The organism is Pseudomonas sp. App30 (assembly GCF_047947025.1).
Lineage (GTDB): Bacteria > Pseudomonadota > Gammaproteobacteria > Pseudomonadales > Pseudomonadaceae > Aquipseudomonas.
Genome location: NZ_CP133165.1, coordinates 3171277 through 3194289, shown reverse-complemented (window position 1 = coordinate 3194289; position 23013 = coordinate 3171277). Strand labels below are relative to the sequence as shown.

21 protein-coding genes are annotated in these 23013 nt (G+C 66.5%); 8 read left to right on the top strand and 13 right to left on the bottom strand.

The features are described from left to right. Positions 1–32 precede the first annotated feature (32 nt). The 7 genes from RAM80_RS14860 to RAM80_RS14830 all read right to left on the bottom strand — a co-directional run bounded on the left by RAM80_RS14860 (position 33) and on the right by RAM80_RS14830 (position 8193). The gene (locus tag RAM80_RS14860; protein WP_416427233.1) at positions 33–206 is read right to left on the bottom strand and encodes a hypothetical protein; all 174 of its coding nucleotides are present in this window, start codon (positions 204–206) and stop codon (positions 33–35) included. Then, positions 203–1303: a PepSY-associated TM helix domain-containing protein gene (locus RAM80_RS14855; RefSeq protein WP_416427232.1), complete on the bottom strand. Its 1101-nt coding sequence runs from the start codon at positions 1301–1303 to the stop codon at positions 203–205. The genes RAM80_RS14860 and RAM80_RS14855 overlap by 4 nt, the downstream gene beginning before the upstream one ends. A 62-nt stretch (positions 1304–1365) precedes the next feature. Continuing rightward, positions 1366–3795, bottom strand: coding sequence for a TonB-dependent siderophore receptor (locus RAM80_RS14850; protein WP_416427231.1), 2430 nt, complete (start codon positions 3793–3795; stop codon positions 1366–1368). Between the two features lie 89 nt (positions 3796–3884). Further along, on the bottom strand, positions 3885–4865 hold the full coding sequence (locus tag RAM80_RS14845) for a FecR domain-containing protein (protein ID WP_416427230.1): 981 nt from the start codon (positions 4863–4865) through the stop codon (positions 3885–3887). Continuing rightward, the gene (locus RAM80_RS14840; RefSeq protein ID WP_416427229.1) at positions 4862–5380 is read right to left on the bottom strand and encodes an RNA polymerase sigma factor; all 519 of its coding nucleotides are present in this window, start codon (positions 5378–5380) and stop codon (positions 4862–4864) included. The genes RAM80_RS14845 and RAM80_RS14840 overlap by 4 nt, the downstream gene beginning before the upstream one ends. Positions 5381–5551: 171 nt before the next feature. Further along, positions 5552–6259 (bottom strand): PolC-type DNA polymerase III, encoded by a 708-nt coding sequence (locus RAM80_RS14835; protein ID WP_416427228.1) that lies wholly within the window; start codon positions 6257–6259, stop codon positions 5552–5554. Further along, a complete protein-coding gene (locus RAM80_RS14830) occupies positions 6256–8193 on the bottom strand; it encodes a putative nucleotidyltransferase substrate binding domain-containing protein (RefSeq protein WP_416427227.1) in 1938 nt (645 codons plus the stop codon). The genes RAM80_RS14835 and RAM80_RS14830 overlap by 4 nt, the downstream gene beginning before the upstream one ends. 215 nt (positions 8194–8408) lie before the next feature. Here RAM80_RS14830 and RAM80_RS14825 point away from each other — a divergent pair, with 215 nt between their 5' ends. After that, on the top strand, positions 8409–8852 hold the full coding sequence (locus tag RAM80_RS14825; RefSeq protein ID WP_416427226.1) for a response regulator: 444 nt from the start codon (positions 8409–8411) through the stop codon (positions 8850–8852). Positions 8853–8977: 125 nt separating this feature from the next. Here the strand turns inward: RAM80_RS14825 and RAM80_RS14820 are convergent, their stop codons facing one another. Then, positions 8978–11155, bottom strand: a complete 2178-nt coding sequence (locus RAM80_RS14820) for a malate synthase G (protein WP_416427225.1) — start codon at positions 11153–11155, stop codon at positions 8978–8980. Positions 11156–11654: 499 nt separating this feature from the next. Between RAM80_RS14820 and RAM80_RS14815 the strand changes: the two genes are divergently transcribed. After that, positions 11655–12173: a glycine cleavage system protein R gene (locus tag RAM80_RS14815; RefSeq protein ID WP_416427224.1), complete on the top strand. Its 519-nt coding sequence runs from the start codon at positions 11655–11657 to the stop codon at positions 12171–12173. Between the two features lie 213 nt (positions 12174–12386). Here RAM80_RS14815 and rarD read toward each other — a convergent pair whose 3' ends face one another. The 5 genes from rarD to RAM80_RS14790 all read right to left on the bottom strand — a co-directional run bounded on the left by rarD (position 12387) and on the right by RAM80_RS14790 (position 17936). Further along, the gene (rarD, locus tag RAM80_RS14810) at positions 12387–13274 is read right to left on the bottom strand and encodes an EamA family transporter RarD (RefSeq protein ID WP_416427223.1); all 888 of its coding nucleotides are present in this window, start codon (positions 13272–13274) and stop codon (positions 12387–12389) included. Positions 13275–13326: 52 nt separating this feature from the next. Beyond that, positions 13327–14301 carry a serine/threonine protein kinase gene (locus tag RAM80_RS14805; RefSeq protein ID WP_416427222.1) on the bottom strand — a complete coding sequence of 325 codons (975 nt, stop codon included), beginning with the start codon at positions 14299–14301 and terminating at the stop codon, positions 13327–13329. 64 nt (positions 14302–14365) lie between these two features. Further along, positions 14366–16234, bottom strand: coding sequence for a PhoX family protein (locus RAM80_RS14800; RefSeq protein WP_416427221.1), 1869 nt, complete (start codon positions 16232–16234; stop codon positions 14366–14368). Between the two features lie 136 nt (positions 16235–16370). Next, positions 16371–17135: a TOBE domain-containing protein gene (locus RAM80_RS14795; RefSeq protein ID WP_416427220.1), complete on the bottom strand. Its 765-nt coding sequence runs from the start codon at positions 17133–17135 to the stop codon at positions 16371–16373. A gap of 63 nt (positions 17136–17198) precedes the next feature. After that, positions 17199–17936: a ComF family protein gene (locus RAM80_RS14790; RefSeq protein WP_416427219.1), complete on the bottom strand. Its 738-nt coding sequence runs from the start codon at positions 17934–17936 to the stop codon at positions 17199–17201. A 93-nt stretch (positions 17937–18029) separates the two neighbouring features. On the opposite strand from RAM80_RS14790, the gene bioB reads away from it, so the two are divergent. The 6 genes from bioB (at position 18030) to RAM80_RS14760 (ending at position 22897) form a co-directional block, all read left to right on the top strand. Then, positions 18030–19088 carry a biotin synthase BioB gene (gene bioB / locus RAM80_RS14785; protein WP_416427218.1) on the top strand — a complete coding sequence of 353 codons (1059 nt, stop codon included), beginning with the start codon at positions 18030–18032 and terminating at the stop codon, positions 19086–19088. Positions 19089–19094: 6 nt separating this feature from the next. Then, entirely contained in the window at positions 19095–20267 is a 1173-nt protein-coding gene (bioF, locus tag RAM80_RS14780; RefSeq protein ID WP_416427217.1) for an 8-amino-7-oxononanoate synthase, read from the top strand. Further along, entirely contained in the window at positions 20260–20994 is a 735-nt protein-coding gene (locus RAM80_RS14775; RefSeq protein WP_416427216.1) for an alpha/beta fold hydrolase, read from the top strand. Before bioF ends, RAM80_RS14775 begins: the two co-directional genes overlap by 8 nt. Beyond that, positions 20987–21811, top strand: coding sequence for a malonyl-ACP O-methyltransferase BioC (gene bioC, locus RAM80_RS14770; RefSeq protein WP_416427215.1), 825 nt, complete (start codon positions 20987–20989; stop codon positions 21809–21811). Before RAM80_RS14775 ends, bioC begins: the two co-directional genes overlap by 8 nt. Before the next feature lies 1 nt (position 21812). After that, entirely contained in the window at positions 21813–22493 is a 681-nt protein-coding gene (gene bioD / locus RAM80_RS14765) for a dethiobiotin synthase (protein WP_416427214.1), read from the top strand. A gap of 107 nt (positions 22494–22600) precedes the next feature. Beyond that, entirely contained in the window at positions 22601–22897 is a 297-nt protein-coding gene (locus RAM80_RS14760) for a pyrroloquinoline quinone biosynthesis protein PqqE (RefSeq protein ID WP_416427213.1), read from the top strand. Positions 22898–23013 lie beyond the last annotated feature (116 nt).

Below are 23013 nucleotides of genomic sequence, written 5' to 3'. Positions count from 1 at the left end.
CCTCTTCTTGTCGAGCCGCCATCTTACCCACGTTACCGGCGCAAGGCATGCACGCCGATCACCGCCGGCAGGCCCAGGCCGATCCACGACAGCACGTCCCAGGCGCCGTCCCCCAGCAACGCCGCGAACAGCCCGGCGCCGCCCAGCACGGCGATCAGCAGCGGCATGCCCCAGGTCGCCCAGAACCGCGACGGCCGGCGGCTCATGCTTTCACCTTGCGGCGTACCCACCACAGGTAAAGGCCGCTGCCCAGCACCACGATGGTCAGCACGTCCAGCACTGCCCAGAGGATCTGCATCGGCCGGCCGCCATAGTCGCCGTAATGCAGCGGCTGCGACAGGCCCAGGGCGTTCATGTACCAGGGCCGCTCGCCCACGGCAGTGACGGCCAGGGTGCTGGCGTCGATCAGCACCGGGGTGAGCAGGTGCGAGGTCAGGTGCGTGGCGCCTTTCATGAACACCGCGTAGTGGTGCGCGCTGGAGAACAGCGTGCCGGGGAAGGCGATGAAATCGGCTTGCATGCCCGGCGCCGCGGCTTCGGCAATGGCCAGCAGGCGCGAGGCGGGGGCCAGTTGGGTCAGCGGCGGGGCGTCGTGATAGGGCGCGACCATGGCACTCAGCGTGTCGCTGCGCCAGGCGGCGATCAGCAGGTCGGCGCAGGCGTTGACCACGCCGGTCACGCCCACCACCAGCGCCCAGGTCAGGGTGACGATGCCGATCAGGTTGTGCAGGTCCAGCCAGCGCACCCGGCGCGAGCGTTCGCGGCGCACGCTGGCAAACTTCAGGCGGCCCATGAACGGCGCATACAGCACCACCCCGGAGACGATGGCCAGCACAAACAGCAGGCCCATGAACGCCAGCAGCAGCTTGCCCGGCAGCCCGGCGTACATGTCCACGTGCAGGCGCAGCATGACCATCATGAAGCCGCCATTGGCCGCCGGGGTTTCCACCACCTCGCCGGTGCGGGTGTCGAGGCTGAAGGTGTGCGACGAATTGGGCTCGGTGCCGGGCGTGGCCGCGGTGATGGCGAACATGCCTTCGGGATGGTCTTCGTCCCAGCCGAAGTACTGCACCACCTCGCCAGGGCGGTGGGCCAGGGCCGCCTCGACCAGTTGTTGCAGGTCGAGCTTGGGCGTGTCCGCCGGCAACTCGCGGTAATGCGGGGCGTCGCCGAGCAGGGCTTCCATCTCGTGATGGAACACCAGCGGCAGGCCGGTGATGGCCAGCAGCAACAGAAACAGCGTGCAGATGAGGCTGGACCAGGTGTGCACGAAGGACCAGCGACGAATTGTTTTACTTTTCATTTCACAGGCGTCCGGAAAGACAAAGCCGCCCCGGGGGGCGGCTTGTGTGGTGCGTCAGGCCATTACCACTTGTAGGTGGCGCTGGCGACCACGCTGCGCTGGTCGCCGTAGTAGCAATAGTAACTGTCGCAGGTGCTGATGTAGTCCTTGTTGAACACGTTCTTGGCGGTCAGGCCCAGGGACGCGCCCTTCAGCGAGCCCGACAGCACGCCCAGGTCGTAGTGGGCAGAAGCGTCGAACACGGTGTAGGCGTCGGCCTTGCCCAGCCAGGTGTTGGCCTGGTCGCCGTAGGTGTTGCCGGTGTAGCGCGCGCCGCCGCCGATGCCGAAGCCTTCGAGCAGGCCCTGGTGCCAGGTGTAGTCGGCCCACAGCGAAGCTTGCTGGTTGGGCATCAGGGGCAGGCGGTTGCCCTTGTTGACGCCGTTCTGCACCTCGGATTTCGCCAGGGTGTAGGAAGCAATCAGCTTGAGGTTGTCGGTCAGGTCGCTGGTGGCTTCGAGCTCCAGGCCCTTGACCTTGACTTCACCGGTCTGGCCGGTCACCGACACGCCGCCCACGTTGCTGGTAACGGTGACATTTTTTTGCGTCAGGTCATACACGGCAGCGGTCAGCAGGGTCTTGGAACCTGGAGGCTGATACTTGATGCCAAGCTCCCATTGCTTACCCTGGGTGGGTTTCAGCGAACTCACCGCGGTCATGTCGGCGCCAGTGGTTGGCTGGAACGACTCGGCGTACGACAGGTACGGGACCACGCCGGAATCGAACACATAGCTGACCGCCGAGTTCAGGCTGAAATTGCTGTCACGCTCGGTGTTGGTGGCATTGCCGTCGTTGTGGAACTTGGTGCCGGTGTGCACCCAATCCTCGCGGCCGCCCAGGGTGAAGCGCCACTTGTCCAGGGCCATCTGGTCTTGCACGTAGACGCCGGTCTGGGTGGTTTTCTGGTCGTAGTCGTAGTAGGCCGTCGAGCGAGCAGGGCGGGTGATGGTGTCGGTGTACACCGGGTTGAGCACGTTGGTCGACGGCACGTTGAAGCCGTAGATCGACAGGTAATTGTTGTTGATGTGCTGCAGGTCGGTGCCGATCAGCACGGTGTGGCTGATGTCGCCCGTGGCGAAGTCAGCCTGGAAATTGCTGTCCACGGCGAACTGGCTGATGTCCTCGTCGACGTTCGTCGACATCCGCCCTACGTTGCCGTCTGCATCGACCAGGGTGTAAGGATAGGAACCCACGGTAATGGTCTGGAACTCCAGGTCAGTCTTGGAGTAACGCAGGTTCTGGTGGAACTGCCAGACGTCGTTGAAGCGGTGCTCGAACGCATAGCCCAGCGAATAGTAGGTGCGGTCGTAGTAATCGTAGTTGGGATCGCCCAGGTTCTTGTGGTGGGAAATCTCGCCCAACGGCGAGCTGATCTTGGTGCCCTGGATCGGCAGGAACTGGCTGGTGGCGCCGGTATCGTCACGGGTGAACTGGCTGAGGAAGGTCAGCTTGGTGTCCGGGTCGATGTTCCAGGTCAGGCTGGGGGCGATGTTGTAGCGCTTGTTGTCGATGTGATCGATCTGCGTGCCGCTGTCGCGGATCACGCCGCTGACGCCATAGAGGAACTTGCCTTCATCGTCGATCTTGCCGGTGCTGGCGAAGTCGATCTGGCGCCAGTTGTCGCTGCCATACTCCAGGGAAATTTCATGACTGGTTACATCGCTGGGGCGGCGGCTGACCATGTCAAGCAGCCCGCCGGGCGGGGTTTGGCCGTACAGCGACGAAGCAGGCCCTCGCAGCAGGGCGATGCGGTCCAGGTCCCAGGTTTCGATTTTTGCAGTGGCGTAGGCACCCTTCGGCAGCGGCAACCCATCCAGGAACTGGGTCGGTTCGAAGCCGCGCACGCGCAGCCAGTCGTAGCGGGTGTCACTGCCGTAGCTGGCCGAGACGATGCCGGGCATGTATTTCACGGCGTCTTCCAGGGTCTGCACGCCGCGGTCTTCCATCTGCTGGCGGGTGGCCACGGAAATCGAGCGCGGTGCTTCCACCAGCGCGGTGTCGGTCTTGGTCCCTGCCGCAGTGCGGGTGGCCAGGTAGCCTGTGGCTGGGCCCCAGGCGCTTTCGGAGTCGCTGGCCGCGTTCACGTTGGTGTCAGGCAGCGCCAGTGTCCCTTCTGGGGCTGCGATCAACGTAAAAGTGCCAGCGCTGGTCTGCACCAGTTGCAGGCCGGTCCCGGCCAGGGCCTGGCGCAGCGCGCCGGCGGCATCGAATTGCCCGTTCACTGGCGCGCTGGTCTTGCCCGCCACCAGCCCCGGCTCGATGGCCAGCACCAGGCCGGCACCGCTGGCGATCTGGTTCAGCGTGCTGGCCAGCGGCGCGGCTGGCAGGTTGTAGCTGCGCAGCTGGCTGGCCTGCTCGGCGGCTTGCAGCGCCGTGCTGCTCAGCGGTACGGCGAGGGCAATGGCGACGGCCATGAGGCTGGGTCGCAGCAGGGAGGGGAACGGGCGGGACATGCGGCACTCCTGACAGGGAATATTTCTCAATTGCCTCTGTGCCGGACGAAATCGCAAAAGTGATAGGGCTGATCGAAAATAATTTAGATTTAGATCTTCGGCGGTGTCTCTGGCCGCGCTTCCAGGCTGACCCACCAGCGGGTGTGCTGCTGGATCTGGATCGGCAGGGTCGGCAGCAGGGCGCGCAGGGCCAGGTCGGTGTCGTTCAGCGGGAAGCTGCCGGTAATGCGCAGGTCGGCCACGTTCGGGCTCACTTCCAGGAAGCCTGGGCGGTAGCGCGACAGTTCGTGGGCCAGGTCGCCCAGGCGCGCGTTGTCCACCACCAGCATGCCGCGCGTCCAGGCATCGGCGCCGGGCCGCAGGGCCACGGCTTCACCGAGCGCATCGCGCTGCACCAGCATCTGCTGGCCTTCGTGCAGGACCATCTCGCCGGGCAGCGCCTGGGCATGCACGGCCACGGCGGACTTCAGCACCCCCAGGCGCGTGCCCTGGTCTTCGCGGCGCACCAGGAAGCGCGTGCCCAGGGCGCGCAGGCGGCCGTCGCGGGTTTCGACGATGAAGGGCCGCTGCTCGCCGGCCGGGTGGCCGGTCTGCACCAGGATCTCGCCTTCGCGCAGCACGATCAGGCGCTGCTGCTGGTCGAAACGCACGTCGATGGCGCTGTGGGTGTTGAGCTCCACCTGGGTGCCGTCGGCCAGGGTCAGGGTGCGCTGCTCGCCGGTGGCGGTGCGCGCGTCGGCCAGCCAGTAGCCCAGCGGCAGCCATTGCTTGAGGCCGAAGGTGCCCAGGCCCAGCACCAGCACCACGCTGGCCAGGCCACTGCCCAGCTTGCGCACGCGCTGGCGGGCGCTGCCGGCGCTGCTGAGCAGGGCCTTGCGGCCCGCAGCCGGGGCCACGCGCAGGCGCTGGTCGAGCATGCCCAGCTGTTGCCAGGCGCGGGCGTGTTCTTCGTCGGCAGCGTGCCAGCGGGCGAACTCGGCCTGCTGCGCCGGGTTGCCGGGCTCCAGCGACAGCTGCCACTGGATGGCGGCGTCCAGCACCCGCGCCGAGACCGGGCCGGTGCGGCTCATGTCGGCTCCCCGTACAAGGCGATGTAGCACTGGCGAATGCCCTGGGCCAGGTACTGGCGTACCCGCGGCACCGACACGCCCAGGCGTTCGGCGATTTCGGCGTGGCCCAGGCCCTCCAGGCGGTTGAGCAGGAAGGCGGTGCGCGCCTTGCTCGACAGTTTGGCGAGCATCTGGTCGATGGCCTGCAGGTCTTCGAGGATCAGCTGTTGCTGTTCGGGGGAGGGCTGTTCGGCTTCGGGCACCAGCGCCAGCTCGGCCAGGTAGGCCTGCTCCAGCGCGGCACGCCGGAAGTGGTCGAACAGCAGGCCCTTGGCGATGGCCGCCAGGAACGCCCGCGGCTCACGGGGCGCGCTGAGCTGCTCGCGGCCCAGCAGGCGCACGAAGGTGTCCTGGCTGAGGTCTTCGGCGCGCTGGCTGCAGGCGATATTGCGTCGCAGCCAGGCCAATAGCCAACCACGGTGGTCGCGATAAAGCGCACCGACCAGCTCACCATGAGGGCTATGGGCTGACGACAAGACGTTCCCCGAATGCAAGTGTTCAAACTAACGAGAATTATTCGCGATTGTGTCAGGGATGATGTCGTTGTGCAATTGGCGTTCGTCGGTAGGTATGTGTGGGAGCTGGCTTGCCAGCGAGCTCTTGGTGCCGCTGAAAAGCTCGCTGGCAAGCCAGCTCCCACAGGTGTCCTACAGGCCAGGCATGGCCTGGCGCCGGCGCCATTGGGCCAGGCGCCCCATCAGCAGCGCCGGGCTGTCCAGGCCCAGGCGCCGGGCCTGGCTGAGCAGGATCAGCACCAGTTGCGCGGTGACGAAGGCGTCGGCGCTGGCGTTGTGGCGCTCGTCCACCTGCAGGCCGAACTGGGCGATCCAGTCGTCCAGCGAGGCTTCGCGCAGCACGGTCTGGGGGTTGAGCCGCGGCGCCAGTTCGGCGACGTCGATGAAGCTGTGCTGCAGCTTGTAGCCCAGGGTGTCCTTGAGCGCGCGGCCGAGCATGCGCTGGTCGAACGGGGCGTGGAAGGCCAGCACCGGGCTGTCGCCGACGAAGTCCATGAAGTCCAGCAGGCCATCGGCAGGGGCGCAGCCGGCGGCGATGGCGTCGGGGCCCAGGCCGTGCAGCAGCACGCTGGGGCCGGGCTTGTGGCCGGGGCGCTGCAAGGTGCATTCGAACTGCTGGGACAGGTCGATGGCGCCGTCCTCGATCACCACTGCGCCGATGGACAGCAGCAGGTCGCGGTTGACGTTGAGCCCGGTGGTCTCCAGGTCCAGCACCACCCAGCGTTGCTGGCGCAGGCTGCAATCCCCCAATACAGCGGGGGCGCTCAAGCGCTGCAGCGCCAGCTGCTGCGCCGGGTTGAGGCTGGGCGCGGCCGGGCGCAGCCAGGCAAACAGGCTCATAGCTGGTGCCTCAGCGTCAGGCTGGCCTGCAGGCGTTGGGCCTGGCGCAGGGATTCACGCAGGATGCGCCGGTCGAGGTCGTTGAGGCTGTCAGGGTCGATGCGGTTGGACCAGGCCTGGTTGTCGCGGGTCTGGCGCTGGTGCTGCTGCATGCGCGTCTGCTGGATGAAGTGGTAGGCCTCTTCGTAGGCAGCGCCGTCGAGCTTGTCGATGACTTCCCGGGCCACCAGCTGGCGCAGGCGCTGCAGGGTGTTGGTGGCTTCGATGTTGTTGGCCAGGGCCAGCAGCCGCGCGCCGTCGACGAAGGGGTTCAGGCCCTGGGCCTTGAGGTCCAGGGTGCCGGCTTTGTCGCTGCCTTTGCGGCTGAGCACGAATTCGCGGAAGCGCCCCACCGGCGGGCGCTGGCGCAGGGCGTTCTCGGCCAGCATGCGCTGGAACAGGCGGTTGTCGCCCACCTGATCAAGGACCTGGCGGCGCAGTTGCGCGCAGCCCTGTTCATCACCCCACACCACCCGCAGGTCGAAATAGATGCTGGAGCCCAGCAGGTTCTCCGGCGTGGCCTCGCGCACGAAGGCGGCGAAGCGCCGCGCCCATTCGCTGCGCGACAGGCACAGCTCGGGGTTGCCGGCCATGATGTTGCCCTGGCACAGGGCGAAGCCGCACTGCGCCAGGTTGAGGTTGACCTGGTGGGCGATGGGCAGCAGCTTGCCGCGGATTTCGGCGGCGTGGGCCGCATCGCGGGCCTCGAACAGGATGCCGTTGTCCTGGTCGGTGAACAGCGTCTGCTCCTGGCGGCCTTCGCTGCCGAAGCACAGCCAGCTGAACGGCACGCCGGGGTCGCCCTTGTCCTGTAGCACCAGTTCGATCACCCGGCACACGGTGTGGTCGTTGAGCAGGGTGATGATCTGGGTGATCTGCGTGGACGAGGCGCCGTGGGCGAGCATGCGTTCCACCAGCTGGCTGATGTCGCCGCGCAGGCTCACCAGTTGCTCCAGCCGCCCGGCGTTGCGGATGGTGCGCGCCAGGTGCACCAGGTCCACGCGCTGCAGGGAGAACAGGTCGCGCTCGCTGACCACGCCGCACAGGCGGCCGTCACGCACCAGGCACACGTGGGCGATGTGCCGCTCGGTCATGGCCATGGCGGCGTCGAACGCGCTGGCATCGGGGCTCAGGTAAAAGGGCGCGGCGATCATGTGCCGGCCGATGGGCTGGGTGAAGTCGGCATCGACGTCGGCCACCACCTGGCGCAGGTCGCGCAGGGTGAAAATGCCCTGTGGATAACGGCGCTCGTCGACGATGACGATGCTGCCCACCTGTTGTTCGTGCATCAGCGCCACGGCCTGGCGCAGCGGGGTCTGGGCGTCGCAGGTCACCGGGTGACGCATGGCCAGCTCGCCCAGGCGGGTGTTGAGCGAATACTGCGTGCCCAGGGTTTCCGCGGCGCGGCGTTGCACCTGCAGGTTGAACTGGTCGAGCAGGCTGCTGACCCCGCGCAGGGCGAAGTCGCGAAACGGCGCCGACAGGGCGAACAGCTTGATGAACGCCGCCTTGGGCAGTTGCAGGCAGAAGGTGTCCTGGGCCGCCAGGTGCTCGGTGCGGGTGGCCCGCTCGCCCAGCAGGGCCGCCAGGGGGAAGCACTCGCCGGTGGCGATTTCGAAGGTGGTCTCGGTGCCGCGTTTCGAGGTGTGCGGGCGTTCGCCCACCACTTGCCCCTGCTTGACGATGTAGAAGTGTTCCACCGGCCCGTCGGCGGGCTTGATGATGCTCTCGCCGGCGGCGTAGAAACGTAGCTGGCACTGCTCCACCAGGTAGGCCAGGTGGGCCTGGTCCAGCTGGTTGAAAGGCGCGTAGCGCTGCAGGAATTGCAGGGTTCCCTGAATGTTCTGCTGCACTGCTGTCCTGCCCGCGAGGGCATAGGCGTCCGGTTTACTCATGTCCATGACCGCATTGTTCTTATCGTTCAACATGGTCGGCCTGATGGGCTGGGGATCCCATTGGACGTAAGTCTAAAAAAAATGCTTCAACTGCGCGGGTTTCCTCGACATCATGCTGATCTTCACGTGACGACCCGACGAAGTGCACAGGTAATGCCACTCGTCTGCGGTCTCAACCAGGTGACGCACCTGGTTTTCCCTATGATGAGAGGCATATGTCCGATCACGATATTTTGAGCGATGCCGAGCGCGAGGCGCTGAGTGCTGTGATGCAGGTGCCGGATTTGCCGCCGCAGCAGGCTTTGATCGTCGACGATGACCAGGTTTCGCGAGAGCTGCTGGCCGAGATCCTTGGCCTGCAGGGCATTGCCTGCCTGACCGCGGGCAGCGCCACCGAAGCGTTGCAATTGCTCGCCTCGAACAAGGCCATCGGCCTGCTGGTCACCGACCTGCGCATGTCGCCCCATACCGGCCTGGACCTGATCCGCAAGGTGCGCGAATCCGATCGCGCGGCGATGCCGATCATCATCATGTCGGGGGATGCGGGGGTGAAGGATGCGATTGCGGCCATGCACTTGAGCGTGGTGGATTTCCTGCTCAAGCCTATTGATACCCAGCATCTGGTGGCGCTGGCGAAAAAGGAATTGGGCCTGGAGTAAAACCGTAGCCGCTGCCGGAGGCTGCGCTGGCCGGTTTGTACGCTGGAGATTTCCAGTGAGGCGCAGGGCCAGCGCAGCCTGCGGCAGCGGCTACAGTGTAGCGCTGCCGTCAGGCGGGTTTCGGCTTACAGCCCGTTGCGGGCCTTGAACTCGCGGCGTTTGCGGTGCAGCACTGGCTCGGTGTAGCCGTTCGGTTGCTTGGCACCTTCAATCACCAGCTCCACCGCCGCCTGGAAGGCGATGTTGCTGTCGAAGTCCGGGGCCAGCGGGCGGTACAGCGGGTCGTTGGCGTTCTGGCGGTCAACCACCGGTGCCATGCGCTTCAGGCTTTCGAGGATCTGCGCTTCGCTGGCAATGCCATGGCGCAGCCAGTTGGCCAGCAGCTGGCTGGAGATGCGCAGTGTGGCGCGGTCTTCCATCAGGCCCACGTCATGGATGTCCGGCACCTTCGAGCAACCCACGCCCTGGTCGATCCAGCGCACCACGTAGCCGAGGATGCCCTGGCTGTTGTTGTCCAGCTCGTTCTGGATTTCCTCGGCCGACCAGTTGGTGTTCTGCGCCAACGGGATGGTGAGGATGTCGTCCACCGATGCCGGGGTGCGCTTGGCCAGTTCGGCCTGGCGGGCGAACACGTCGACCTTGTGGTAGTGCAGCGCGTGCAGCGCGGCGGCGGTCGGCGACGGCACCCAGGCGGTGTTGGCACCGGCCAGCGGGTGGGCGATCTTCTGTTCGAGCATGGCGGCCATCAGGTCAGGCATGGCCCACATGCCCTTGCCGATCTGCGCGCGGCCTTGCAGGCCGGTCTTCAGGCCGATGTCGACGTTGGAGTTCTCGTAGGCACCGATCCATTTTTCCGCCTTCATGGCAGCCTTGCGCACTACCGCGCCGGCTTCCATGGAGGTGTGGATCTCGTCGCCGGTGCGGTCCAGGAAGCCGGTGTTGATAAACACCACGCGTTCGCTGGCAGCCTTGATACAGGCCTTGAGGTTCACCGTGGTACGGCGTTCCTCGTCCATGATGCCGACCTTGAGGGTGTTGCGCGCCAGGCCCAGCACCTCTTCGATGCGGCCGAACAGCTCGTTGGTGAACGCGGCTTCTTCAGGGCCGTGCATCTTCGGCTTGACGATGTATACCGAACCGGTGCGGCTGTTCTTGCGGGTACTGCTGCCGTTCAGGCTGTGGATCGCGCCCAGGCTGGTGACCAGGCCATCGAGAATGCCTTCCGGCACCTCGTTGCCCTGGGCGTCGAGGATGGCGTCGATGGTCATCAGGTGGCCAACGTTGCGCACGAACAGCAGCGAACGACCGTGCAGCTTCACCTCGCCGCCGTTGGGGGCGGTGTAGTGGCGGTCCGGGTTCATGGTGCGGGTGAAGGTGCTGCCGCCCTTGGACACTTCCTCGGCCAGGTCGCCCTTCATCAGGCCCAGCCAGTTGCGGTAAATCACCACCTTGTCGTCGGCGTCCACGGCCGCGACGGAGTCTTCGCAGTCCATGATGGTGGTCAGGGCCGCTTCCATCAGCAGGTCCTTGACGCCAGCGGCGTCGGTCTGGCCGATGGGGCTCTGGGCGTCGATCTGGATCTCGAAGTGCAGGCCGTTGTTCTTCAGCAGCACGGCGGTCGGGGCGTTGGCATCGCCCTGGTAGCCGACCAGCTGGGCGTCGTCGCGCAGGCCGCTGTTGCTGCCACCCTTGAGGCTGACCACCAGCTTGCCGTCGACGACCTTGTAGCCGGTGGAATCCACGTGGGAGCCGGCGGCCAGGGGCGTGGCTTCATCGAGGAAGGCGCGGGCGAAGGCGATGACCTTGTCGCCACGGACCTTGTTGTAACCCTTGCCTTTCTCGGCGCCGCCTTCCTCGCTGATGGCGTCGGTGCCGTACAGCGCGTCGTACAGCGAGCCCCAGCGGGCGTTGGAGGCGTTGAGGGCAAAGCGGGCGTTCATCACCGGCACCACCAGTTGCGGGCCGGCCATGTGGGCAATTTCTTCGTCGACGTTTTGCGTCGAGGCCTGGAAGTCCGCCGCTTCTGGCAGCAGATAACCGATTTCCTGCAGGAAGGCCTTGTAAGCCGCAGCGTCATGAGCCTGGCCCTGGCGTGCCTGGTGCCAGCCGTCGATGCGGGCTTGCAGGTCGTCACGTTTGGCCAGTAGCGCTTTGTTCTTCGGAGCGAGGTCGTTGATGATCTTTTCCGCCCCGGCCCAGAACTGCTCGGCCGCAAGGCCGGTTCCGGGAATGGCTTCGTTGTTCACGAAGTCGAACAGGACTTTGGCGACCTGAAGGCCACCGACTTGAACGTGTTCAGTCATTGCTTGCCTCACTCTGCTCAGCTATTCAGCTCTTGTATTAAAGCCTGTAGCGCTTCTCTAAATACGCTGCCAGAACGTGCCCTGACGGGCGGCTGGGCAGACCCTCAAGCGCGTGCCAGAGGCTTCACGTATTTTCACAGGCGCCTTCGGCAGACATCGATTGTCATTATGTAGTCCGCGCTGCGGCATACTACATGATGATTTGCGGTTGTGAAAATCAGACTAAATACGTCGATCCGCGACCGTTTTTGGACTACCGGTCACACTGCGAATCGTATGTTCTCAAAACTTAAGGCAATTGTTCCAGATAAATCTGGAAACAGTACACACCTTTCATTCTGTTGCCCGTCGATCGCGGCGTCTGCATCGCGGCCAAGGCCGGCTCCTACCACGACCGCGTAGGAGCCGGCCTTGGCCGCGATGCAGACGACGCCGGTTTGAAGACAGGCGCTGTTGCGGGTTGCCTATACTCAACCGACCACAACAAGAGGGTGCCAGCGTGGAGCACTTAGTATTGACGGTTTTTGCCCCGGACAAGCCCGGGCAGGTCGAACGGATAGCCCAATGCGTGGCGGACCACAACGGCAACTGGCTGGAAAGCCGCATGTCGCGCCTGGCCGGGCAGTTCGCCGGGATCCTGCGGGTGGCGGTGCCGGCTGAAAGCCATGAAGAGCTGCTGGCGGCCCTGCAGGCGCTAGCGGCCAAGGGCATCCGCGTACTGATCGCCGAGACCGGTATCGAGCAGAGCTGCACCTGGAAGCCCATTGCCATGGAACTGGTGGGCAACGACCGCCCCGGCATCGTTCGTGACATCACCCACCTGCTCGCCGAGCAGGGCGTCAACGTCGAGCGGCTGGTGACCGACGTGCGCCCGGCGCCCATGAGCAGCGAGCCGCTGTTTCACGCCGAAGCGGTGCTGGGCCTGCCGCTGACCCTGGCGGTGGAGCAGTTGCAGCAGCGCCTCGAAGCCTTGGCTGATGATTTGATGGTGGAGCTGGTGCTGCGCACCGAGCCGTGAAAGTTGTTCATGTTTATCTTGCACCTGCCTGTGGATAAGCTGGGGGAACACCGCGCAGACGCACGCGGGCCGGGCTTCCTAGCTGAATGAGCAAAAAATGAGCAATTTCAGGGGCTTGTGCACAAACGGCGGGGATCGTGCTGTGGATAACCTTGGGGTAATCCGTTGCAGGCCACGAGAACCGTGGCCTGCAGAGGTTTGAGCGTTTTTTGATCAGGCTTTGCGACGCAGATTCACCACCGCATCGATGCTGTACAGGATCAGGCCGGCCCAGATGAAACCGAAAGCGACCAGCGCGTTGGCGCCCAGCGGTTCATGGTATTTGAACACCGCCAGCAACAGCACCAGGGTCGGCGCCAGGTATTGCAGGAAGCCCAGGGTGGTGTAGGGCAGATGGCGCGCGGCGGCGTTGAAGCTGACCAGCGGCACCAGGGTGATCGGCCCGGCGGCCAGCAGCCAGAGGCCGTCGGTGGTCAACCAGAAGTCTGGCTGGGCGCTGGGTACGCCGGGGTTGAACGCCAGCCAGCCGAGTGCCAGGGGCACCAGCAGCCAGGTTTCCACCACCAGGCCTGGCAGCGCGGCCACTGGCGCCTGCTTGCGGATCAGGCCATAGAAGCCGAAGCTCAGTGCCAGCGCCAGCGATACCCAGGGCAGGCTGCCCACCAGCCACACCTGCTGCGCCACGCCCACCGCGGCCAGGCCCACGGCCAGCCACTGCAGGCGCCGCAGCCGCTCGCCCAGCAACAGCATGCCCAGCACCACGTTCACCAGCGGGTTGATGTAGTAGCCCAGGCTGGCCTCCACCATGCGCCCATTGTTCACTGCCCACACGTAGATCAGCCAGTTGGCCGCGATCAGCGCGCCACTGCCGGCCAGGATAGCCAGCCGGCGTGGGTTGTCGCGCAGCTCGCGCCACCAGCCGGGGTGCTTCCAGGCGGCCAGCAGCAGGGAGCCGAACAGCGCCGACCAGAGCACGCGGCTGACAATGATTTCCAGGGCGGGGACGCTCTCGATCGCCTTGAAGTAGAGCGGAAACAGTCCCCAGCAGGTGTAGGCGGTCAGGCCCAGCAGGTACCCGCGGCGCGGGTTGGCGGCTTGCATGTAGCGTCCTTGTTGTTCCAGGCAGTGGTCACGGTGTTGCTGATTATTGGTTTCAGAACAGTTTCAGCGGCTCTTCGTTGAGCGCCGCCAGTTGCTCGCGCAGGGCCAGCACCTGGTCGCCCCAATAGCGTTCGGTGCCGAACCAGGGGAAGCTGCGCGGGAACGCCGGGTCATCCCAGCGGCGCGCCAGCCAGGCACTGTAGTGCATCAGGCGCAGGGCGCGCAGCGGCTCGATCAGCGCCAGTTCGCGCGGGTCGAAGTCGTGGAATTCGCTGTAGCCGTCCATCAGTTCCGACAGTTGGCCCAGGCATTCCTGGCGGTCGCCGGCCAGCATCATCCACAGGTCCTGCACGGTAGGGCCCATGCGGCAGTCGTCGAGGTCGACGATGTGGAACATCTCGTCGCGGCACATCATGTTGCCGGGGTGGCAGTCGCCGTGCATGCGGATGTTCTGGTGCGGGGTGTCGCGGTAGATCTGCTCGACGCGCTTGAGCAGGTCGCGGGCCACCGACTCGTAAGCGGGCAGCAGGCTGCGCGGTACGAAGTTGCCCTCCAGCAGGGTGTCCAGCGAGTCCTGGCCGAAGTTCTTCACCCCCAGCGCCTCGCGGTGCTCGAACGGCCGGGTGGCGCCCACGGCATGCAGGCGGCCCAGCAGTTGGCCCAGGCGGTACAGCTGGTCGAGGTTGCCGGGCTCGGGCGCGCGGCCGCCACGGCGGGGGAACAGGGTGAAGCGGAAGCCCTGGTGTTCGAACAGGGTCTTGCCTTCGTGGATCATCGGCGCCACCACCGGCACTTCGCAGTCGGCCAGTTCGGCGGTGAAGCTGTGTTCTTCGAGGATGGCGGCGTCGGTCCAGCGGTCCGGGCGGTAGAACTTGGCGATCAGCGGCTGGCCGTCCTCGATGCCCACCTGGTACACACGGTTCTCGTAGCTGTTGAGCGCCAGCACGCGGGCGTCGCTGAGGAAGCCGATGCTTTCGACGGCATCGAGCACCAGGTCGGGGGTGAGGGTTTCAAACGGGTGGGACATGCTGACTCCTGCGTGCGGCAGGTGGCCGCGTCCGGCAGGCTATCGTACCAGACGCGGCGTGGGGTCAGGCGCCGATCACACCGCCGTCGATGCGGCTGATGACCATCACCGACGAGCGCGGCTTGCCGCCGGGCAGGTGCTCGGGGAAGGTCGAGCCGCCGTTCTCGCCGGGGTGCTGGATGCCCACGAACAGGCTGCGCTGGTCGGGCGCGAAGCTGATGCCGGTAACCTCGCAGCCTACCGGGCCGACCATGAAGCGGCGGATCTCGCCGCTGTGCGGGTCGGCGCAGAGCATCTGGTTGTTGCCCATGCCGGCGAAGTCGCCGCTGTTGCTGGTGTCGCCGTCGGTGAGTATCCACAGCCGGCCGGCGTCGTCGAAGCCCAGGCCGTCGGGGCTGTTGAACATGTTCATGGCATTGATGTTGGCGGAGCCACCCTCGGGCTTGCCGGCGTGGACCGTGGGGTTGCCGGCCACGGCGAACAGGTCCCATTCGAAGGCCATGGCGCCATGGTCGTCGCCCTGTTCGCGCCAGCGCAGGATCTGCCCGTAGATGTTCTTCGCCCGCGGGTTGGGACCGCCCACCGGCTGGCCGTCTTCGCCGCGCTTGCTGTTGTTGGTGAGGGTGCAGTAGACCTGGCCGTCGCGCGGGCTCACCACTATCCATTCGGGGCGGTCCATGCGCGTGGCCTGGCGTTGGCTGGCGGCCAGGCGCGCGTGGATCAGCACCTCGGCCTGGCTGGCAAAGCCGTTGCCGGCGTCCAGGCCGTGCTGGCCGTGGCTCAGCTCCAGCCACTGGCCCTGGCCCTTGTGCTGGCTGCCGGCGTCGAAGCGCGCTACGTACAGGGTGCCGTGGTCGAGCAGGTCGCGCTGGCCGCTGTCCACCCGGTCGCGGCTGACGAACTTGTAGATGAACTCGCCGCGTTCGTCGTCGCCCATGTACACCACGGCGCGGCCGTCACGGGTTTGCGCCAGGGCGGCGTTCTCGTGCTTGAAACGGCCCAGGGCGGTGCGCTTGATGGGGGTGGAGGCCGGGTCGAACGGGTCGATCTCGACGATCCAGCCGTGGCGGTTGAATTCGTTGGGGGTGTGCGCCACGTCGAAGCGCGGGTCGTGGGGGTGCCAGTCGACTTCCTTGCTGGCGGCACTCAGGCCATAGCGCTTTTGCGCGGCGTCGAAGCTGGGCGTGGCTGCGCTGCTGCCGAAGCAGTCGCTGAAGTTTTCCTCGCAGGTGAGGTAGGTGCCCCAGGGCGTCTTGCCGTTGGCGCAGTTCTGGAAGGTGCCCAGCACCTTCAGGCCTTGCGGGTCGGCGGCGGTCTGCAGCAGCGAGTGGCCGGCGGCCGGGCCACTGAAGGCGATGGGCGAGTTGCCGTGGATACGGCGGTTGTAGGGCGAGCCCTGGACGAAGCGCCACTGGCCGCCCTGGCGCTGCACCTCGATCACCGACACGCCTTCGCTGGCCAGGGCCTTGCGCACTTCTTCGGCCGACTGCGGGCGGCCGCCGTGGGCGTAGAGGTAGCGGTAGTTGGTGTATTCGTTGTTGATGGCCAGCAGGGCGCGGTCGGGCTGGTCCTTGAACGGGAACAGGCTCATGCCGTCGTTGTTGTCGCCGAACTGCAGTTCCTGATGGGCCGCGCTGCCGTGGCCGCTGGGGTCGAAGGCCGGGCCGTCGGCGTGCAGCGGCTGGCCCCAGCTGATCAGCACCTGGGCCTGGTAGCCAGGGGGCAGGCTGATGTTGTCGGCGGTGGCGGCGGCGATGCCGTCGAAGCCCAGCAAGGTGCCGCTGCCCGTGGCGGCGTTGACGCTGCGCGCCAGCAGGCTGCCGCCCAGGAACAGCGCCGCGCCGCCCAGGGCGCCGGCGCCGAGGAAGTGGCGGCGGGTGAGGCCGGTCAGGCGTTCAAGGTCGGTGGGTTCTTGGTCTTGTAAGAGGTGCATGATCAGGCTCCCTGCGGTTAGGGGGATCACGCTAGGCAGGGGGTGTGACAGGGATGTTGCAGTACACACCCCGCAACATAATGACGGCGTATCCCCTGTAGCAGCGGCCGCAGGCCGCGTCCCGCCGCTACGCGCTCTAAAGCGGCGTACCCAACAACACAAACGTCGGCGCAAACGCCACCAACACATCCTTGCCTTCCACCAACCCCAACTCCTCGACCCGCGCCGCATTCTCCAGCGCACACAACGTCTGCCCGTTGGCCAACCCCACGCGCACCTCGGTCGGCCCCTCGGGGTCGTCGATGATCTGCTCCACCCGGCCTACCAAGCCGTTGTCGCCCACAGGTGCAGGCCCTACGGCGTCGTGCAGGCGCAGCCAGCCGGCCTTGATCAGCGCCAAAACCTGCACGCCATCGGCCAGCTCCAGGGTCTCGGTGCTCTCGTGGGTAATCTGCGCGCTCAGTTTCAGGCCCGCGCCCAGGTCCAGTTCCACCAGGTCGTTGCGGCCCTGCGGGGTGACGGCGCACACCCGGCCTTGCAGCTGGTTGCGTGCGCTGGTGCGCAGCATCAGGCGGCTGAGCAGGTCGAGGTCGCTGACGTCCTCGGCCACTTCCAGCACCTGGGCCTGCAGCGCCTGCAGGCGCTGGTACAGGCGCAGCACCCGCTCGCCTTCCTTGGACAGGCGCGCGCCACCACCGCCCTTGCCGCCCACGGCGCGCTCCACCAATGGCGTGTGGGCCAGGTTGTTGAGCTCGTCGATGGCGTCCCAGGCGCCCTTGTAGCTGAGCCCCGCGGCCTTGGCTGCGCGGGTGATCGAACCCTGTTCGGCAATGTGCTGCAGCAGGGTGATGCGCTGCGGGCGGCGGGCGATGTGTTGGGTCAGCAGGCTGGGCAAAGGCATGGCGGTAGTGGCGCTGTGTCGGTTTTATTGAGCCCACGACGTTGAACCCCGACGCCAGGCAAGTCAAGCCGCGCCCGGTTTCGGCGTGCGCGCCAGGCAATACACATCCACCCGCGCGGCGCCGGCGCGCAGCAGCAGTTGCGCCAGGGCGCGGGCCGTGGCGCCGGTGGTCATCACGTCATCCACCAGCGCCAGGTGGCGGCCTTGCACCCGCGCGCGCGGCACCAGGGTGAAGGCCTGCAACAGGTTGCGCTGCCGTTGGCGGGCGTCCAGGTCCTGCTGGGCAAGGGTTTCATGGGGCCGCAAGAGCATGTGCTCGTCCACCGCCAGGCCCAACTGCGGCCCCAGCCAGCGCGCCAGCATTGCCGCCTGGTTGAAGCCGCGCTGGCGCAGGCGCTTGCGGCCCATGGGCACGGGCAGCAGCAGGTCCGGGCGGGGCAGGCCATCGTCGAAACGGGCCAGCAGCCACTGCCCCAGCAGGTGCCCGAGCAGGCGCCCCAGCGGCCAGCGCGCCTGGTGCTTGAAGCGGCTGATCAGGCTGTCCAGCGGAAACCCGTAGTGGAAGGGCACCTCCACCTGGTTGAACGGCGGCGCCCGGCGCGCGCACTGGCCGCACAGCATGCCGTTGATCGGCAGCGGCAGGGCGCAGCACAGGCAGCGCTCGTCCAGCCACGGCAGCTCGGCTTCGCAGGCACTGCAGAGGGGGTAGGACTGATCGGCGTGCTCGTCGCACAACAAACACTGTTGGTTGTTATTTAACCACTTGTAAACCAGCCTTCCGTGACCCGGTTGACAGTCCATGCGTCTTCCTTAAATATGCCCATTATCCGTGTGGCGCCTGTGGATATATCCCTTACCCCGGTCGCCAGCCCAAGCATAACCAAGGAATCGCCCATGAGCGCCAGCACAACTGCAACGCTTCGTCACGACTGGTCCCTGGCCGAGGTCAAGGCCTTGTTCACCCAGCCTTTCAACGACCTGCTGTTCCAGGCCCAGACCGTGCACCGGGCGCATTTCGACGCCAACCGCGTGCAGGTCTCGACCCTGCTGTCGATCAAGACCGGCGCCTGCCCCGAAGACTGCAAGTACTGCCCACAGTCCGGCCACTACAACACCGGCCTGGAAAAAGAAAAGCTGATGGAAGTGCAGAAGGTGCTGGAGGAGGCCGCGCGGGCCAAGGCCATCGGCTCCACGCGTTTCTGCATGGGCGCGGCGTGGAAACACCCGTCGGCCAAGGACATGCCCTACGTGCTGAAGATGGTCGCGGGCGTCAAGGCCATGGGCCTGGAAACCTGCATGACCCTGGGCAAGCTGGACAAGGAGCAGACCGCAGCCCTGGCCGAGGCTGGCCTGGACTACTACAACCACAACCTCGACACCTCGCCCGAGTTCTACGGCAGCATCATCACCACCCGCACCTACAGCGAGCGCCTGCAGACGTTGGCCTACGTGCGTGACGCCGGCATGAAGATCTGCTCGGGTGGCATCCTGGGCATGGGCGAGTCGCTGGACGACCGCGCCGGCCTGCTGATCCAGCTGGCCAACCTGCCGGAGCACCCGGAGTCTGTGCCTATCAACATGCTGGTGAAAGTGGCCGGCACGCCGCTGGAAAATGCCGAGGACGTCGACCCGTTCGACTTCATCCGCATGCTGGCCGTGGCGCGCATCCTGATGCCGCAGTCCCACGTGCGCCTGTCCGCCGGCCGCGAAGCCATGAACGAACAGATGCAGGCCCTGGCGTTCTTCGCCGGTGCCAACTCGATCTTCTACGGCGACAAGCTGCTGACCACCGCCAACCCGCAGGCCGACAAGGACATGGCGCTGTTCGCGCGCCTGGGCATCCAGCCCGAAGCCCGCGAAGAGCACGCCGACGAAGTTCACCAGGCCGCCATCGAGCAGGCCCTGGTAGAGCAGAAGAGCGGCGAGCTGTTCTACGACGCCGCGTCGGCGTAAGCGCCGGTGGCCTTCGACCTCAGCGCGCGGCTGGCCGAGCGCCGCGCCGCCGACCTGTACCGCCAGCGGCCACTGCTTGAGAGCCCCCAGGGCCCGCAAGTGGTGGTGGACGGCCAGCCGCTGCTGGCCTTCTGCAACAATGACTACCTGGGCCTGGCCAATCACCCCGAGGTGATTGCCGCCTGGCGCGCTGGCGCCGAGCGCTGGGGCGTGGGCGGTGGTGCCTCGCACCTGGTGATTGGCCACAGCGGCCCGCACCACGAGCTGGAGCTGGCCCTGGCCGAACTGACCGGGCGCCCGCGGGCGCTGCTGTTCTCCACCGGCTACATGGCCAACCTCGGCGCGGTGACCGCGCTGGTGGGGCAGGGCGACACGGTGCTGCAGGACCGCCTCAACCATGCCTCGCTGCTGGACGCCGGCCTGCTCAGCGGCGCGCGCTTCAACCGTTACCTGCACAACGACCCCGCCAGCCTGGCCAATCGCCTGGAAAAAGCCACCGGCAATACCCTGGTGGTCACCGATGGCGTGTTCAGCATGGACGGCGACATCGCCGACCTGCCGGCCCTGGCCAAGGCTGCCCGGGCCAAGGGCGCCTGGCTGATGGTGGACGACGCCCACGGCTTCGGCCCGCTGGGTGCCCATGGTGCCGGTATCGTCGAGCACTTCGGCCTGGGCCTTGAAGATGTCCCCGTGCTGGTCGGCACCCTCGGCAAGGCGTTCGGCACCGCCGGCGCTTTCGTGGCCGGCAGCGATGACCTGATCGAGGCGCTGGTGCAGTTTGCCCGGCCCTACATCTACACCACCAGCCAGCCGCCGGCGCTGGCCTGCGCCACGCTCAAGAGCCTGGAACTGCTGCGCACCGAGCACTGGCGCCGCGAGCACCTGGCCAGCCTGATTCGCCAGTTCCGCCAGGGCGCCGAGCAGATCGGCCTGCAACTGATGGACAGCTTCACGCCCATCCAGCCGATCCTGATCGGCGACGCCGGCCGGGCCGTGCGCCTGTCGCAGCTGCTGCGCGAGCGCGGCATCATGGTCAGCGCCATCCGCCCGCCCACCGTGCCGGCGGGTAGCGCGCGCCTGCGCGTGACCCTGTCGGCGGCCCACAGCGAAGCCCAGGTGCAGCTATTGTTGAATGCACTGGCTGATTGTTATCCGTTGCTGGAGCCGTGCGATGCGTGATCGCCTGATTCTGTTGCCGGGCTGGGGCATGGGCCCGGCGCCCTTGCAACCGTTAGTGGCTGCGTTGCAGGGGTTGGATGAGCACTTGCACGTGCACATCGAACCTTTGCCCGAGCCGGGCAGCAGTGACCTGGCGGCCTGGCTCGACGCCCTGGATGCCAGCGTGCCGCAGGATTGCTGGCTGGGTGGCTGGTCGCTGGGGGGCATGCTCGCCGCCGAACTGGCCGCCCGCCGTGGCGACCGTTGCTGCGGCCTGGTGACCCTGGCCAGCAACCCTTGCTTCGTGGCCCGCGCCGAGTGGCCGAACGCCATGCCGGCGCAGACCTTCGACGCCTTCCTGGCCGGTTGCAGCGGCAACCCGCAGAGCACCTTGAAGCGCTTCAGCCTGCTGTGCGCCCAAGGCGCGGCGGACGACCCGCGCAGCCTGTCGAAGCTGCTGGCCGCCGGCGCGCCGGCAACCCTGCCCGCGCACCTGTTGCACGGCCTGGAGCTGCTGGCCCAGCTGGACATTCGCGCCGCCCTGCAAGTCTACGCCGGGCCGCAGCTGCACCTGTACGGCGGCCACGACGCGCTGGTACCGGCCGAAGTGGCCGGCGACGTGCTGGCGCTGCTGCCGGATATTGAAGTTGGCCTCATTGAAGCGGCCAGCCACGCTTTCCCCCTGGAAGACCCCCACGAACTGGCGGCTGCCATCCAGGCCTTTCTGCACGAGTCCCCCGATGACTGATCTCTCCACGCCACCGTTGCCCGGCGCCTTGCCGGACAAGCGTCAGGTGGCGGCGTCCTTCTCCCGCGCCGCAGCCAGCTACGACAGCGTTGCCGAACTGCAGCGCAACGTCGGCAACGCTCTGCTCGAACGGCTGCCCGAAGGCCTGCAACCGCGGCGCTGGGTGGACCTGGGCAGCGGCACCGGCTATTTCAGCCGCGCCCTGGCCGGCACCTATGCCGACGCCTATGGCGTGGCGGTGGACATTGCCGAGGGCATGCTGCAGCACGCCCGCCCCTTGGGCGGTGCCCAGGCCTATGTAGTCGGCGACGCCGAGCGCCTGCCGCTGGCGAGTGCCAGCGTCGACATGCTGTTCTCCAGCCTGGCCGTGCAGTGGTGCAGCGATTTCGCCGCCGTGCTGGGTGAAGCCCGGCGTAGCCTGCAGCCTGGCGGGGTGATGGCGTTCGCCAGCCTGTGCGTGGGCACCCTGGGCGAGCTGCGCGACAGCTGGCAGGCCGTGGACGGCATGGTTCACGTCAACCGCTTCCGCCGTTTCGAGGATTACCAGCAATTGTGCGGCGCCAGCGGCCTGCAGGTTATAAGTCTGGAACAGGTTCCCCATGTGTTGTACTACCCTGATGTGCGTGGGCTGACCCATGAGCTCAAGGCCCTGGGCGCCCACAACCTCAACCCGGGCCGCCCCGGCGGCCTTACCGGCCGTGCGCGCATGACCGGGTTGTTGCAGGCATACGAGCAATTCCGCCAGCCACAAGGCTTGCCGGCTACTTACCAGGTGGTCTACGCGGTGTTGCGCAAGCCGCTGGACGGGGGAAACTGAAATGGGCCCAGCCTACTTTATCGCCGGCACTGACACTGACGTCGGCAAGACCACCATCGCCGCCGGCCTGCTGCACGCCGCGCGGCTCAATGGCCTGAGCACCCTGGGGGCGAAGCCGGTGGCCTCTGGCTGCGACGTGACGCCCAAGGGCCTGCGCAACGCCGACGCCCTGGCGCTGATCGCCGAAAGCTCGATCCAGTTGCCCTACGAACAGGTCAACCCGATCGCCTTCGAGCCGGCCATCGCCCCGCACCTGGCCGCCCGGGAAGCCGGGGTCAGCCTGAGCGTGCAGGGCCTGCTGGAGCCCATGCGCGAGATTCTCGCCCAGCAGGCCGACTTCACCCTGATCGAGGGGGCAGGGGGCTGGCGAGTGCCGTTGTCCGGCCAGGCCAACCTGTCCGACCTGGCCATCGCCCTGAAGCTGCCGGTGATCCTGGTGGTGGGCGTGCGCCTGGGCTGCATCAACCACGCCCTGCTGACCGCCGAGGCCATCGCCCGCGACGGCTTGCAGCTAGCCGGTTGGGTGGCCAACGTCATCGATGGGCGCACCTCGCGCCTGGAGGAAAACCTCGCCACCCTGGCCGAATGCCTGCCCGCACCGTGCCTGGGGCGGGTGCCGCGGCTGAAGATCAACTCGGCGGCCATGGTTGCCGAGCACCTGCAGCTGGACCTGCTGGATTAGGCTGTGGCTATGACAGGGCAATAGGCCATTAGGGTTTTTGACGTGAGTTTATTGGCGCCGTCTGCTTCAATGGCGCCCATATACATTTTTTCTACCGGAGCCTGCCGATGCAAATCTCGGGAAGCAGCGCCTACTACGCCGGCCTGAGCACCATCCAGAATGGCCAGAACCGCGTCGACCAGGCGGCCGCGCAGATCGCCAGCAACTCGGCCGACCGCCCGTCCGTCGGCAACCAGTCCACCAACCTGCAGGCGCAGCAACTGCTGGGCGTCGACCGCAGCCAGCAAGACCTGGCCGGCAGTGCCGTGCAGCTGACTCAGGGCAAGCTTGAAGTGGAAGCCGGCCTGAAGGTCGAGAAGGCCGCCAACGAAACCCTCGGCACCCTGATCGACACCTACGCCTGACCCCTGCCTTATCTGTGGGAGCTGGCTTGCCAGCGAGCTTTTGGGGGCCACCAAAGCTCGCTGGCAAGCCAGCTCCCACAATTTCCTGCATTCCTTCCCTCGCTGATCTTCCATCA

Excerpts from the sequence above, each read along its gene's own strand:
- RAM80_RS14860 (WP_416427233.1), bottom strand. The coding sequence starts at position 206 with ATGAGCCGCCGGCCGTCGCGGTTCTGGGCGACCTGGGGCATGCCGCTG.
- RAM80_RS14855 (WP_416427232.1), bottom strand. The coding sequence starts at position 1,303 with ATGAAAAGTAAAACAATTCGTCGCTGGTCCTTCGTGCACACCTGGTCC.
- RAM80_RS14850 (WP_416427231.1), bottom strand. The coding sequence starts at position 3,795 with ATGTCCCGCCCGTTCCCCTCCCTGCTGCGACCCAGCCTCATGGCCGTC.
- RAM80_RS14845 (WP_416427230.1), bottom strand. The coding sequence starts at position 4,865 with ATGAGCCGCACCGGCCCGGTCTCGGCGCGGGTGCTGGACGCCGCCATC.
- RAM80_RS14835 (WP_416427228.1), bottom strand. The coding sequence starts at position 6,259 with ATGAGCCTGTTTGCCTGGCTGCGCCCGGCCGCGCCCAGCCTCAACCCG.
- RAM80_RS14830 (WP_416427227.1), bottom strand. The coding sequence starts at position 8,193 with ATGAGTAAACCGGACGCCTATGCCCTCGCGGGCAGGACAGCAGTGCAG.
- RAM80_RS14825 (WP_416427226.1), top strand. The coding sequence starts at position 8,409 with ATGTCCGATCACGATATTTTGAGCGATGCCGAGCGCGAGGCGCTGAGT.
- RAM80_RS14820 (WP_416427225.1), bottom strand. The coding sequence starts at position 11,155 with ATGACTGAACACGTTCAAGTCGGTGGCCTTCAGGTCGCCAAAGTCCTG.
- rarD (WP_416427223.1), bottom strand. The coding sequence starts at position 13,274 with ATGCAAGCCGCCAACCCGCGCCGCGGGTACCTGCTGGGCCTGACCGCC.
- RAM80_RS14805 (WP_416427222.1), bottom strand. The coding sequence starts at position 14,301 with ATGTCCCACCCGTTTGAAACCCTCACCCCCGACCTGGTGCTCGATGCC.
- RAM80_RS14800 (WP_416427221.1), bottom strand. The coding sequence starts at position 16,234 with ATGCACCTCTTACAAGACCAAGAACCCACCGACCTTGAACGCCTGACC.
- RAM80_RS14795 (WP_416427220.1), bottom strand. The coding sequence starts at position 17,135 with ATGCCTTTGCCCAGCCTGCTGACCCAACACATCGCCCGCCGCCCGCAG.
- RAM80_RS14790 (WP_416427219.1), bottom strand. The coding sequence starts at position 17,936 with ATGGACTGTCAACCGGGTCACGGAAGGCTGGTTTACAAGTGGTTAAAT.
- bioB (WP_416427218.1), top strand. The coding sequence starts at position 18,030 with ATGAGCGCCAGCACAACTGCAACGCTTCGTCACGACTGGTCCCTGGCC.
- RAM80_RS14775 (WP_416427216.1), top strand. The coding sequence starts at position 20,260 with ATGCGTGATCGCCTGATTCTGTTGCCGGGCTGGGGCATGGGCCCGGCG.
- bioC (WP_416427215.1), top strand. The coding sequence starts at position 20,987 with ATGACTGATCTCTCCACGCCACCGTTGCCCGGCGCCTTGCCGGACAAG.
- bioD (WP_416427214.1), top strand. The coding sequence starts at position 21,813 with ATGGGCCCAGCCTACTTTATCGCCGGCACTGACACTGACGTCGGCAAG.
- RAM80_RS14760 (WP_416427213.1), top strand. The coding sequence starts at position 22,601 with ATGCAAATCTCGGGAAGCAGCGCCTACTACGCCGGCCTGAGCACCATC.